11 protein-coding genes are annotated in these 14,210 nt (G+C 27.7%); 3 read left to right on the plus strand and 8 right to left on the minus strand.

Annotation, left to right across the window (positions count from 1 at the left end; all coding sequences use genetic code 11):
• Nucleotides 1-95: 95 nt before the first annotated feature.
• The 6 genes from QMA06_RS00935 to QMA06_RS00960 all read right to left on the minus strand — a co-directional run bounded on the left by QMA06_RS00935 (nucleotide 96) and on the right by QMA06_RS00960 (nucleotide 5,655).
• On the minus strand, nucleotides 96-764 hold the full coding sequence (locus QMA06_RS00935; protein WP_290205009.1) for a response regulator: 669 nt from the start codon (nucleotides 762-764) through the stop codon (nucleotides 96-98).
• Nucleotides 761-2,671, minus strand: a complete 1,911-nt coding sequence (locus QMA06_RS00940) for a tetratricopeptide repeat-containing sensor histidine kinase (RefSeq protein WP_290205010.1) — start codon at nucleotides 2,669-2,671, stop codon at nucleotides 761-763. The genes QMA06_RS00935 and QMA06_RS00940 overlap by 4 nt, the downstream gene beginning before the upstream one ends.
• A 253-nt stretch (nucleotides 2,672-2,924) precedes the next feature.
• A complete protein-coding gene (locus QMA06_RS00945; RefSeq protein WP_290205011.1) occupies nucleotides 2,925-3,098 on the minus strand; it encodes a hypothetical protein in 174 nt (57 codons plus the stop codon).
• A 731-nt stretch (nucleotides 3,099-3,829) separates the two neighbouring features.
• On the minus strand, nucleotides 3,830-4,171 hold the full coding sequence (locus QMA06_RS00950; protein WP_290205012.1) for a hypothetical protein: 342 nt from the start codon (nucleotides 4,169-4,171) through the stop codon (nucleotides 3,830-3,832).
• Between the two features lie 84 nt (nucleotides 4,172-4,255).
• Nucleotides 4,256-4,825: a hypothetical protein gene (locus tag QMA06_RS00955; RefSeq protein ID WP_290205013.1), complete on the minus strand. Its 570-nt coding sequence runs from the start codon at nucleotides 4,823-4,825 to the stop codon at nucleotides 4,256-4,258.
• An 8-nt stretch (nucleotides 4,826-4,833) separates the two neighbouring features.
• On the minus strand, nucleotides 4,834-5,655 hold the full coding sequence (locus tag QMA06_RS00960) for a hypothetical protein (protein ID WP_290205014.1): 822 nt from the start codon (nucleotides 5,653-5,655) through the stop codon (nucleotides 4,834-4,836).
• A 109-nt stretch (nucleotides 5,656-5,764) separates the two neighbouring features.
• Between QMA06_RS00960 and QMA06_RS00965 the strand changes: the two genes are divergently transcribed.
• Entirely contained in the window at nucleotides 5,765-5,998 is a 234-nt protein-coding gene (locus tag QMA06_RS00965; RefSeq protein ID WP_290205015.1) for a helix-turn-helix domain-containing protein, read from the plus strand.
• 69 nt (nucleotides 5,999-6,067) lie between these two features.
• Here the strand turns inward: QMA06_RS00965 and QMA06_RS00970 are convergent, their stop codons facing one another.
• Together QMA06_RS00970 and QMA06_RS00975 are read right to left on the minus strand one after the other, a co-directional pair.
• Entirely contained in the window at nucleotides 6,068-6,505 is a 438-nt protein-coding gene (locus tag QMA06_RS00970; RefSeq protein WP_290205016.1) for a JAB domain-containing protein, read from the minus strand.
• Nucleotides 6,506-6,557: 52 nt separating this feature from the next.
• Nucleotides 6,558-6,950, minus strand: coding sequence for a hypothetical protein (locus tag QMA06_RS00975; protein ID WP_290205017.1), 393 nt, complete (start codon nucleotides 6,948-6,950; stop codon nucleotides 6,558-6,560).
• 268 nt (nucleotides 6,951-7,218) lie between these two features.
• Here QMA06_RS00975 and QMA06_RS00980 point away from each other — a divergent pair, with 268 nt between their 5' ends.
• Nucleotides 7,219-9,891, plus strand: a complete 2,673-nt coding sequence (locus tag QMA06_RS00980) for a hypothetical protein (protein ID WP_290205018.1) — start codon at nucleotides 7,219-7,221, stop codon at nucleotides 9,889-9,891.
• Between the two features lie 134 nt (nucleotides 9,892-10,025).
• Nucleotides 10,026-14,198 (plus strand): hypothetical protein, encoded by a 4,173-nt coding sequence (locus QMA06_RS00985; protein WP_290205019.1) that lies wholly within the window; start codon nucleotides 10,026-10,028, stop codon nucleotides 14,196-14,198.
• The last annotated feature ends 12 nt before the right edge of the window (nucleotides 14,199-14,210 follow it).

Raw genomic sequence — 14,210 nt, forward strand, 5'->3', positions numbered from 1 at the left:
CGCAGACTTACTGCGGAAAAACCGTAGTTTCCTTGTTCTATAGTGCGTAGAAGCGCACTATTAGATCGAAAAAGATACCGATTATAACTGCGCTCTTACAGATAGCCTTTATTCTTAGCCTTTTTTAATAGTGTTTCGTCTTTACCATCCTCTACTGAAAACAAAATTTTTAACTGTTTTTTTCGTTTTTCAATACCACTGGTTGAAATGCCTATATATTCATTTAGACTTTTAGTTCTTATACCTTGTGCCAATAAATGTAGAATCTTACGATTGATATCATCTACATAAATATCACTAGACACTGTTTTCTTTAAATAATTATTAACCGTACTACTGTAATATGGAGGAGATTTCAGTATTTGCTGAAAGCCGTCTGCTAATTCCATGGAGGTTAAATCACTTTTAATAAGAAACCCTTGAGGATCAATTTCTTTAATAATATTATGAATTCTAAAGGTTTCGTTAAACATGGTAAGAATTACAATCTTAGTTCTAGGCATCAATTTTTTTGCTAACAAGGCTAAATCTTCGCCAGAGGCATATTTTCCATCCTCAGAAGCCGGCAAACTAATATCAAAAAAACAGAGGTGATAAGGATATTTCTTTGAGGCTTGCTCAATCATTGCAACGGCTTCATCACAATTATGTGCCGTATCAATTTGCAAGCTTTGATCGTCTTGTTTGGTGGCTAGTAATACGTTTTGATAACCCTCAATAATAATGGGGTGGTCATCTACCATTAAGATTTTAATATGGTTCATTTAGATTGATTTATGTAGGGAATCGTAACACTCACTTTTGTACCATGGGTAGACTTTGAGATAAAATCAATTTGTCCGTCTATATCTTCAACACGAGATTTGATGTTTTTTAAGCCAATACCCTTTTTCTTTTTGGAGATATCAAAGCCATCCCCATCGTCTATAATATCTAAGCAAATTAAGTTTTTTTTCAAAGAAATACTAATCTCTATAATTTTAGCATTAGCATGTTTATAGATGTTTTGCATACATTCTTGTATAATTCTATAAATATTAATCTTTATTTTATTAGATACTAAATCCCAACTAATATCATCTGTAGAATTAAACTCATAATTTAGATTATATGCTACAGTTTGCATCTCAATAAGCTCTTCAATTATATCTATAAATCCAGAACCCGCTACAAAATCGGTATTTAACTCATGAGAAATTTTACGTATCTCTTGTTCTATAGTTTGAAGTTGACTAATATATTTTGCCCTAGTCATCATGGCTTCTTTTCCTTCATTAAAATTGATGCTATCTAAACTTAACCGCACACCGAACAATGCACCTAAAACACCATCGTGCAACTCTTTAGAAACTCGAATTTTCTCTTTGGCTCTTGCTTCATCAACTTTATCTTGTTGCCCTAACATTAAGTTATAAATATCTTCATTTGCTTTCTGTTGTGTCTGTACTAACGCTAACTTTCTATTTTTTGCGCGCTGAGAAATTATAACATAGACCAAAATCACAGTGAGAAGTAAACCAATGGATAGAATTAATAAATATAAATTTTCTTTTGAAATTTGCTTGTTCTTAGCCTCTAGTTGATCGGTTTCGTAAGCTATTCTGGCGAATTTATTTCTAACCTTTCGCTCATTTTTTAGCAAACTATCACTCAATAGTATGTGCTTCTCTAAGTATTTTTTACTCAAGTTACCTTTTGTTAAATCAGCTAATAATAACATCGACTCTAAATAGAGCTCGTTAATTGGAATAGCGCCAGAAATTTTATAACTTTCTTTGGCGTAAACTAAAGCTGAATCACGTTTTGCATTCGTTTTATAGAACTTCGCCAAATCTATTGAAATAGCCAATTTTGTATAAGAATCATCTATGCTGTCAGCAATTTTTAGTGCCCTTTTAAAGTCTTTTTCTAAATTCTCATACTCATAATTGCCTTCTAAAAATTTAGTAAAAGCATAATTGCCTAATATTAATGCATAAAACATTATGTCCTCTTCTTTTAAACTAGTGACTCCACTAAGTTCATTGTAAATCCCTAAAGCTTTATCATAATTATGTTTAGCTCTGTAGGGTAGCGCCAAATTATGAAGTGATTCTAAATATAAATTTCGGCTATCATCAATTTTTTTCGTTAAATTAATTGCTTGGTTGTGATAATCAATTGATTTATCATAATTTTCAAGTTTATAAGAAACCTTACCTAAATGGTTAGTAACGCGGTACCTGTCGCTAAGTATATCTCTATAATTTAGTTTATTATATAACCTTAAAGCCTCTATAGCATTTTGTTCACTTCCTAAGTAATCTTTTTCTTGATCTTGAATAGCAGCAATACTAAACAATACTTCAGCCTTTTGTTTTAACATGGCCTTGATACTAAAATAATCTAAAGCTTTAATAAAATGTTGATAAGCGGCTGTATTGTCCTCACTAATTTCATAGTAATACCAACCTAAATTTTTGTTGGTATATGCGATAGCAGAAGAATCTCTAAGTTTTTGTGCTAGATTTAAATTTTTGAGACTCACGTTTTTGAAATTATCAAAATCGCCATTTATTAAATAGTTAAAACTCAAATCTCTATTCGCTCTAAGAACAAGCGAATCAATTCCCATTTCTGAAGCTATGGTACTTGCTTTTATAGAATAACTAAGTCTAGAATTACTAGACAAGCTTGCATCTTTAGACAACTCTCTTAAACTATCAAGTGAGTCTAATAATAACCTATTAGATTGCCCGTGAAGTTGATTTACAAAAGAAAGACAAATGAAAAATAAAATTAATCTACTGGTCAAAAAAAATACTATGTTATAAAACCAAAGTTAGATTTTTTTTATTGAACAATTGTAAACTTCCTTTTTGATTATAAAAAAAACAAAGCCCATAACCAAGTTATGAGCTCCGATACTTTTATTATAAACAAAATTAACCTTGTGTAGGTGGTTTAAGTTTTGTTTTTTTTCCGTGTGCTAATAAGTCTATTTTAGTTGGCTGACTGATTTCAGCCTTTTCTAAAAATAAATTGGGTTCAGATTGCACGCCAGATACAGTTAATAATAATAATGTAGCTAAAGCAAAAGTAATTTTTAGGGTTTTCATAAGTATTAAATTAGGGTTAAAATTAGTTAACATCAATATTTGTAGTTCTAAATACTACGCTTTGTGAGGGGAGGGGAATGGATTATTAACTTGTTTTAGGGGAAACCTAAAATTTATACCAAATTTAAAATTTGGCACGTTATCTATACACCTAAATTTCTAGAATATCTTAGCTCAAAACAAAATACGTTTAAGCCATTTGAGTGTATTTTTAAAAGTACAAATATAGCCGTATTTTTGACATCTCCTAATTATTCATCGATAAAGTGCTTGTATTTGACGACTAAAAACAATTTTATGTTCATAAACTGTTGATAACTCGACATTTACTCAATAAGATTTTTTTGGTTAATTTAAAAAAAGATTGGTCAACGTCTCTAATAACCCAACTCATCATTAACCATTCTTAATGTCGTCAATTATAATATTTGAGTTATGAGTTTGAAGTGTGCAGTACTCTGAATCTATATAAAACAAAAAAGCATCCCAATCTTCTTATTCAGAAAAAAGGAAAGCTTCTCATTGGATTACCAAATCACTTTGGTAAACTACATCCAAGATTTCTCTTGGAACAACACAACGTCTTTAAATTGCTTAAAAAAAGCCTCAATTTCTTGAAGCTTCTTTTTGCAATTTTAGCGGTCTGGACGGATTAAATTGTATTAAATATAAGTAACTAATCCCCAGATGTTTAACTAATACCATCAAAAAGAATAAGCCTAATTATAAGCCTATTGAAATTTATGTTTGATGTCTTTTATCTCTAAAATTGTCAAATTTGCTTCTCTATCATAAATATAATTAATATCACATTTATTACAAATTAAAAGTTTGATAGAATCAAATAAAACATATCCTTCAAACTTATATACTACTTTGGCTAATATATCAGCATTATAAAATAAAAGCATATCAACTAAGCTTCCATAATCTAAACTAGAGCATAGTTTTTTACTACACCTGTAAACATCATATTCATATTTACCTATTATTACGGTTTCAACATCTTCAAGTTCAAATTCATGAAGCTCATATTGTTCACCAATTGTAAAAGGTGGTTTTTTCTTTTTCATAACAATTGGGTATAAAAATGCCACCTGTGTCAAAGTGCTGTATTAGTGTTTGACACAGGTGGCAAATAATTACTTATTAAAAAATTAATTTAGTTTGTCTAATTTCAGTTCTTCCAATAAATCCCAGTAGGTATTATTGAAAGTATTTGTGAATTCTATGGTGTATTGGAAATCCTTTCTATCAATAAATAGCACTCTTTCTTTATCTTTTAAAAAAGTTACTTGTAGATGAATTTCATTTTCCATTTCATCCTCTTCCCCAAAATAATCAAGGGAAAACATTAAGTATTTATCAGCACCCAAGTACTCATTTTTAGCTAACCATTCTCTTACTTTTTGATGGTTATTTTTAATATTCTTATAAATAGCCATTTCTTTCTTGAAGTACTCCTCATGCTCATGCTGTTCTGTTAATTCATTTAAGGTCTTGTAGATATGTAAAAACTTTTCTTCTGGTATTCTTGCTTGAATATAATTTGGTAATCTTATCCTTTTACCATTTATGAAGTGCATGAAATGTTCTGATTCTTCCTTTTTAATTCTTTTGTAATCTTCGCCGTATTTCAATAGCCAATATTCAATTTTATCCAGACTGTAAATACCATCAAGGGAAAGAGATTCAAATTCTTGTATGTAATTTTGAATAAAATTCACTTACAGGATTATCTTCTAATACTTTTAATAAAAGATTTTATTCTATCATAAAAAATAGTATTTCTTATAACTATTGCTAACAACAAGAGTCCTAAAAAAGTAAACAGAAACCACTCCCAACAAAAGCTATATCCATTAAGCTCAAAAAAAGAATCTTGTGATTTAACATAATCCAGATAAGCATCTTTTTGCCATTCTGTTTTTTTTAATGAGGCTTTCCTCAAAAAGTATTCATTAGACAACTCTTTGTATTTAAAACCAAAATAAGTACTAACAAGAAATGATAAAGCTGTAATTATAATATAGAATCTAAAAGATTTAACCTTTTTAATATATTTAACTAGCAATAAAACTATCAGACTGACTAAAAGAGTAACTGAGATAACTATCAAGACATCATTTGAATCCTTATCAATCTGCTCATCTTGGTTTTCATCTTTTACAGAAACTTTAAAATCACTTTTTATTTGATTATTTTCTAATTCGATTTCTTTAATTGCTGCTTGATAGTAAGGACTATCATTTAAATAAGGATTTTGAACAGAAGTAGTGTCTTTAAGATATTTATTTATTTGATTTTTAGTAATTGCTATTTCTTGCTGAGTGTAAAGATTATTAGGGCTATTTGCATCTTCCTTAAATCCTATTTCTTCAAGTTTAGCCTTTCTTTGTTGCAGGGCTAAATACTCAGATTTAGTTTGAAATGATTCAATAACTTGTCCTTTATAAACTACCTCTTCAAGGTAATTACCATTACCATCAATTATTGCACCATGGTCTGTAACTTGGTATCCAAGACCTTGTAATAGTAAAATGTCCTTTTCATTCATCAGATAAAGATGGTATTAAATTTAATCATCAAATATATTCATTTATCATTTATGATAACCAACATAGTTATCATATATAACAACTTTGACTTGTCCATTAATCTAAAAAATGACAGACAAAAAGAAGTTGCAAATAGCTATTGGTAAACGCATTAAAGAGTTGAGGGAAAGTAAAAACATCCAACAACAAGATGTTGCAGCAGCTTGTAATATAGAAAAGTCAAATTTTAGCCGAATTGAAGCTGGTAATACAAATCCAACAATTTATACTTTAAGTAAAATTGCCAATAGATTGTCTATTACACTTTCTGAATTACTCTACTTTGAAAAAACTAAAAAATAGCTATTTATAACAATCTCTATCTATTAGTTTGATTAAAAAATTGTCTAAAACGAGGTGTTTCAGCCTCAATCACATTTGAGATTCATCTGAAAAACTATAATATCCATTCTTTGTAATTATTAAATGGTCTAGCAAAGTAATATCAAGATAATTTCCTGCTTGTTTAAGTTTCTTTGTCAATATTAAATCGGCTTCACTTGGTTTTAAATTCCCTGATGGATGATTATGAGCAACTATAATACTAGAAGCATTGCACTTTAGGGCTACACTATAAACCAATTTTGCATCTACCAAAGTTCCTGAAACACCACCCTTTGATAAAGGGTAAATTCCCAATACCTGATGATTTCTATTTAATAATAAGACTTTGAACTCTTCCTGATATTCAATAGTGTTCATTGACCAACAAGATTTCAATAATTCATATGAATCTTTACTATTACTAATTTTAACCTTATGATTATTTCCTGAAGAGTAGGAAACTCTAATTTCTTTAATTGTATTCATTTTTAAAAAAAATTAAAATGCCCAAAACAAAATATTCTGGGCATTGATTAGACTAACCTGCTATAAGAGGATGATTTTCTTCCTTTATAGCTTCACTTGAGACAAAATCATCAATAGTAGATTCACTTATGTCATCCTTTTTTGATGGTGTTTCAGGCTCATATTCATACCTATGAGATAATTCAATAATCTCACCTGTTTCCTTGATGGTATAAGAATATGGCTCACATTCCTTTTTCACAATTTTGCCAGGCATTTCAGTTCCAATAAGTGCCTCACAAGTTTCCTTGTCAAAGGTTGAACTTATACTGGCTTTTTTTGCAGTCGCATAAAAATTACCTGTTGATTTACTTTGAAGTAATTCCACTCCACCCTGAATAGTCAGAGCAAAGAATGTAGAACCATCTTCAGATTCTCTTTCATTGTAGTTAATAATTCGTACCATGTTTTTAATGTTTTGAGTTGAACTTTTGTTTTGTTCCAAAATGTCTTCTACCATCAGCTAAAGAATAACAGCTATCACCTTGTTATAATTTTAGCCGACAAGATTATTTTTAGAATATATACTAAGGGGTGGGGTTTCCCTTTCGCAGAGGTTAGTGGGGGTGTTTAGCTAGGGTGCTTTGCATTTGCATTAGTGAACTCAGAAAAAAAATTTAAAAAATAAAATTCTTATTTAACTGTCTTATTTTACCTTTAAAAAAACATAAAAAATGAAAATAGTTTTTGACACTAATGTTTGGTTAAATTTTGTTGAGAGATTGGAGTATGATTATATAGATAGCCTGTTAGGGAAAATTCATGCCAATGAGATTGAAATAATATTACCAATGGGTATTGAAACTGAGTTTAACCAAAAAATAGATAAAATAAGAAGCGAAGTAATTAAACAAGGGGTATTTAGCTTAGAAGACGTAAACTCAATTATTGAAAGTATAAAAACTATTTTCAGCAAATCAAATAAACTTAATTCAATTGAGTTAGGTTTGGCAGAATGGGTAAATAGCCAATTAGCACCTAATCACAATACAAAAAACTGGGATGATACACTCATCCTAAATACACTTTTAAATCTACCAAAAAATTATTCCTTTTACTTTATTTCAAATGACTCTGACTTTAGAGTAAGCAAAAAAGAATACAATTTACATCCAGATATAATAAAGAAGTTCAAAGACAAATCAATTGACTTAGAATTTTATATTGATTACGCACAATTTTTTGGTCAGAAGAAGATAATTTCAAAGTCTAGTGAACTATCTTCCTATGAATTGTATAATTGGAAAACAATAAGGCTGAGGCTGAAAAATAAGAGTATGTTAGACCAATTGACTTCTTCAATTGAATATTATTACAAAGAACTAAATTTTATTCCTTTATCGTATTTCAGTAACAATTATCCTTTTAATAATGGAAATAATGGGCATACTTATTTTGAAGGGGCAACCTTAGTTACAAACAATAAGGTGCTTTTTGACTTCTTTAACAATTCACTTATTCAGAGAAAAGGTAAAAAGCCAAAAATCAATCTAAAAAACTTTAGTAATAGTCAAGACATTGAAAGGTTTAGAAATGTAATTAAAAGACTTAATGGAAATTTAGTAAATGGATTAAAGTTTGAAAGAGTCTCTATTAAAATCACATTAGAAAACAATAAGAAAACTGAAGAGAAATGTGATTGCCTGCAATGTACTCATTCACGTAGAGAGGTTAAAGATTTGACAAAAAAATGTCAAATTGAAAAAAAAGACTCTCCAAAAAGGTTAATCCAAAAGGCATACTATCTCTTCAAAGTCAAACAGCTTAACGAAAGCTATACCATAATTAACAATCTTTCAAAGACTATTAATAGAAAAGAATATCCTACCCTTTATTTTATACTTAATTACAACAAAGATATTCTAAAAAAGATGTGGTTTGAAGGGGATGATTTATTTACAAAAGAGAGAAACAAAATTAAGAGTGAAAACGAAAATAGTATTCTAAAAAAAGGTATTAGCTCAATAGTTGGCTATTTGATGTACACTAAATATTTTGATTATAAATATTTTGATTTAACCCAAGATTTAGAAAGTGTAAAGGGAAGATATTCCATTAATAAGGGAAATGGACAATCATATATTTCAAATATAGAATGGAAAAACGTATTAAGGTGGGCAGAGCTTTTTCAAGTTGTTGAAGAAAATGGAATCTTTTTTGGCTTTTACCTCAACATAAAACGATTTGCCAAATATACTTTTAACCTTAGTCTTTATGCATCAGTAGATAATCAGGTAAAATATCCTATTTCAGAATATATGATTAAAACTACAATGGAATTTCTAACCATAAAAGACTATAAAGAAATTTTTTCTAAGTTATCAATTGACAGTTTAAATTATGAAGAAAATCAAAACAGTAAAATCTTTAAACTATTCTGTAATAAAATTGACTCTTTATCTCAAACAATAGAATTGGATGAAAATCATTCTTATTTGAAAATTCATTTAAAAGAAATTGAAAAAATTCTTTTTATACAGTCATACCTCAATTTTAATAAAAAACAAGACAATATCATTTTTTCAAAAATCCTCAACATAGTTGAATTAGACCCAATAGAAGAATTGTTATCTGGACTAAATCATTTTGTAAGCAAAAGAAAATCTAACTTATATACCTACAATGCAAAAAAATTAATCAGTTTCACACTAAACTCTGAGTTATCATTTAACACAAACATCACTAATGTTTTTTCCTTACTAAAAGCCTTTCCTTCATTAAGCATTAATAAACCACAATTCAATCTGTTGATTGAAAGTGATATTGAATCTAAAACTGGATACTACAATTCATACATTTATTTGGAATTATATGAATTAGGAAGCCTTGAACAAAAAAATCAAGTTTTGGAAAAAGTATATAGTATTCTTGATTCTGATTTAAGTTTTGACTTTAAATTGTACACATTTTTCACTTCTGAACTTATTATTGCAGAAAAAACAGAATATTTAGAAAAATTTAAAAATGAAGTTGAAATAAGTCTTAGTAAATACAATAATCCACATCATAGAAATCGCCTTGACAAGCAAGTGAAGAAAATAGAAATTTTGAATTATTTTATTAACCATGTGTATCAATTTTATGATGATACATATAAGATTTTGAAGATATTTAAAGGGCATTCCCCTTACTATGATTTTTTAGTTAACCCAAAAGGTTTTGAACTTAATAATATTGATGTTCATTGGTTAGAGTATGCTAACAGAAATTCTTATTGGGCTATCAAAAAGATTCTTAAAAACCATCAGGCAATTAACCAGCATTTTATAGAAAGTATCTTAAAAATAGACAATGATAATTATAAAAATGCCTATCTTGAGTTAATCTCAAATAGTGATAATGCTTAAAGAAGACTTTGCTTAAAACCCTATGAATTTAGACTTCAAAAACAATTCAATTTACTTGTTCCTCCACACAACAATAGAACATTTAAAAACAAATAACCCATCTATTTTGATGGATTAAACGAAACCTTTGAAAAATGTCAAGAATAAATAATAGTCATAATCAATTCAAAGACTCTATTAGTTTAGGAAAAAAGAGTAATTCCCTAATTCCAAAAATAAAAAATTGGTGTTCGAATATAAAAATTGATTCAGAATATGGAGGGATGATGGGGGAAATGGGCTTACCTACAATGAATACTATCTCATGTACCAAATTTAGGGGAGATAGTGCCATGAACCTTGAATGGATTGCTCATGACTTTATTGTTGAGAATTGCCCAAATTGCAAGTATCATAATGAGTTAAACAAAAACAATTTTGGAAGAATTGTACTCCAACAACATGAAGATAGAAATAGAAAAAAAGAGGAAGAAGAGTCACAAGAGTTAGAAATAATAAACCAATTAGAACAAAGGTTAAATGATGTTCTAAAAGACAAGGAAAAATTAAAAACTCCAGAAGTATCCATTTTAAAACTTCTTATTTCATTAAGAGAAAACCCTTCAAATATTAAGAAAAAAGCAAGTGAACTATTTGAAGCCAGTAAGTTGTCTCCTTCATTCTTTAACTCTTTATCTTTAGATTATTTATCTATTTATTTAAAAGATGATAAAATAAATAATCTACTAATTGATTCTTGTCTAAACATAATAGCACATAATGAAAATGTAATCTCAAATTACTTTCAAGAGAAAATAATTTCACTCATTGAAAATGAAAAGGCTGCTAATCTATTTTTAAAAGTTTTGCCTTTTAAAAAATTAAATAAAGAGCAGGTATTTAATATTTCGCCTTATTTAATAAAAAATTATGATTTGAGTTCACTTGATAGATACAATCATTTTGAAAATCATTCACCTACAATAGTTTCTTTCTTCAACAATGTACACATAACATATTGCGAAGAATTTTTTTCTCTTTTCAAAAAAAAATTACAAGAATTAAATTCTAATTTCAGAGCTAATACTGTATTAATTTTAAATCACCTCTATTCATTAAACTGTAACACAACAATCCCTTTAATAAAAGATTTAATAAAATCGTTAGACCTTCAAGACTCAGATTTTCCAAAATCTGCTGATTTTATTATTTCAAATACTTTAGTTAAAATAACAAAATCACATGCTCAAAAAGTTTTTGATACCATTAATAACGAATTTGAAAAAATGACTATTGGAGGTAAAATTGAAGTATTTAGGTTTTATGAATTATATATAAATGACTCTAAAAAGAATACTAAAAGTACATACACATTAAATTTAATTAATCAACTTATCAAAATTTGTTTAGATAAAAACCCACCAGAATTAAAGAAAAAAGCAATAAACACATTAGAAAATTTTAGTAGAAAAAATCCAGATATGATACTAAAAGATTTTGATAGTTTTATTGGGGTTTTAAGTAATTCCGTTATTGCAAAATCTACTTTTGAATGGTATAAAAAAGACTTAGATAAAGACACACTAACCTTTAATCCCTTAAAAGGAAAGAATGTTTATGATATAATTAATGAAGAAAATAAACTTGAACATGAAATTCGTGAACTTAAAGGTATTCTTAAAAACTTATTAAAACATAATCCAACTAAACTTTATGAAAAGTTAATTGAAATTATCAGAAATATTGAAGAAAAGGACAAAAATGGTACACAACTAAAACTATTCTTTATTGAAATTTTAAGGGATGGTGTCAATGATTCTATTTTATTGACTGATATTTTACCAGATTTACATAGTTGGTTGTTAGACTTTAAGAATGTTTCATTAAGAGTACAAGCATTAAAGTTTATTGAAAAACTTTTATCAAATCATTTTAACATTGTTCCTCAAACCATTTTTAGTTTACTAGAAATTTTCCTCAATGATAGTGACAATCTCATAAAAAAATACACTATTCTTTGCTATAAACAAATTCTGATTAATAAGAAAAGGATAACTAATGAAGATACTAAAACTCTCCTGAACTTGTACAAAGACAAGTATGTGATTGTTCATAAAACTGCAACAGAAATAACTTATAAACTATTTGATTTATTGGATATTAAAGGTAGGCACATTCTTTTAGCATATTTACTTAACCTATTAGAGGTTTATCATACTGAAAAAGATAGAGATGTTGAATTTTGCAAAAAATTATTCAAGCAATCAATGTATGTAAGTAAGGGGGTTAATCCAAACCATTTTGATAAAACGGAGAAAGTATTGATAGAGAAATACTTATCTGAATATTGTAAGAATGGGGATTATTATTCCTGCCTAAACTCTTTAAAAGAACTCAATGCATTTAGGAAACAGAATATTTACTACAATGCTTTATGGTTAGAGCATTCCCTTTCTTTTCTTAATAAAACCACACCAAATAAATTTGAACCTTTCATTAGTTCTGATAGAGGGGAAATATATGTAGAAATTCTCTCATTGAATCTGATTGATTTATTACCTTTTAAAGAGGTCATGAAAGAAAACATCAAAAAGAGATGTCTTGCAAATATTGATTTATTTATTAATGATTTAAACTTCACACTAATTGTTTTTTCTTTTTACAATCTAAACGAAGATGTTTTAGAGCTTACTAATTTCATCAAAGAAAAGATTCCAAGAATCCAAAAACTCAATTATTTCTTTAATAAAATTGATGAATTCTCAAGGCTTGCAAACCTCACTTTAATTAAGCATAATAATTTATCTAATTCTGAAATAAGGGAATTAATTGACAGTCAAGAAATTTCAAAAAATAAGGTTATTGCAATTCAAGAAGCAATAACCAAAAAACAATTTGCTCTTTTCTACAATTTTGAAATTAAAAATATCAATGTTGTTTTAAATGAAAAAAACTTGTTATTATCTAAATATGAAAAACTTGAGAGCCTTTCATCTAACTCAAAAGATGAAGGTTTTTTCTTTAGCTTAAAATCACTAGGGATTGGTGTTTTATTTCTACTTGAATGGTCTAAAGAAGTATTAGAGGGCAATGTAAATTCTAATACTAAATTAATTGCTTGTAAAACCAATATAGCTCTTATAGATATTGATAAATTCAGTCATATCCCATTATTAAAAGAACAAGTTAAAAACATTATAGAATCTATAAATATTATTAAAAATTTTAATTCAGAAATAATTATAGAAATAGTTAATAAGTATGCTGAAATAAAAACTCCTTTTATATATCATTTAAGAAAAAATGAAAAAAGAATTTATACTAAAGGCGTTAATGAAAAAACACCTGAAGATAAGGAAGTTAATATAGTTTCATTGGAACTTTATATTAGAGATAATCCTTGGGCAAATCCACAAATACTTAAATCGAAAGAGGTATATATTATTAGAGGTATTGTGAAATTAAATAAAATTCCTTCTGGTTACAGAACTTTAAAAATTCAACCATCAACAACCAGTTCAAATATTTTTGAACTAAATATTGAGGAAATAGAATTAAAGAATGACAAATTACAATATGAGGTTAATGGTAGTATTCTTTTTAAATATGCTCAAAATAGTTTAGATGAGTTAATTTCAATTAAACTAATTCCATTTTTTTTAAATAAGAAAGATAAATTATGTCCAACAATCATAGGGTATGATGAGTTAATAACAAAAGTGTTAGATGAAAATAATGAAATTTTTCAAACAGGTTTTAAAATGATGGATAAAAAAAGTTTTGAACTATATAATGACCCCTTAATAAAACAATTAGATAATGAAGAAAAAAATAATTTCTTTACAATACTTAATGGCATTTTTAACTATCAAGGCTTTTGTTTACAAAGTGGTAAATACAAAGGTGTAAAAAATTGTAAAGAAGATGAATTTAGAGATGAGCTTATTCAACATTTAACTGCAAATCCAAATATAGGTGAAAATATATCTAAAGAAGCCCACAATGCAGGTGGCAGGGTAGAAATTACTTTTAAAGGAATTCCAACAGAATTAAAAGTAGAAACAAAATTATCTGAAAGAAATAAGATTATTGAAAAATATGGCAATCAACCACTTGCTTATTCAAGTGGCAACTCTAAATTAGTTTCAATTGTTTGTGTTTTAGACTTAACAGAGAAAAAATCACCTCCAAGTCCTGCAATAAATAATATAATAATAAACACAATGAAAACTCATGGTTTTCAAACTAATGATTCAGAATTTAATCCATTCCAAGTATTTATTTTTATAGATGGAAATTCAAAAAACCCAAGTGATTATAGTAAATAAATTATGAAAATC

Origin of the sequence: Winogradskyella bathintestinalis (genome assembly GCF_030407435.1) — a bacterium.
In the GTDB taxonomy this organism is placed as follows: domain Bacteria; phylum Bacteroidota; class Bacteroidia; order Flavobacteriales; family Flavobacteriaceae; genus Winogradskyella; species Winogradskyella bathintestinalis.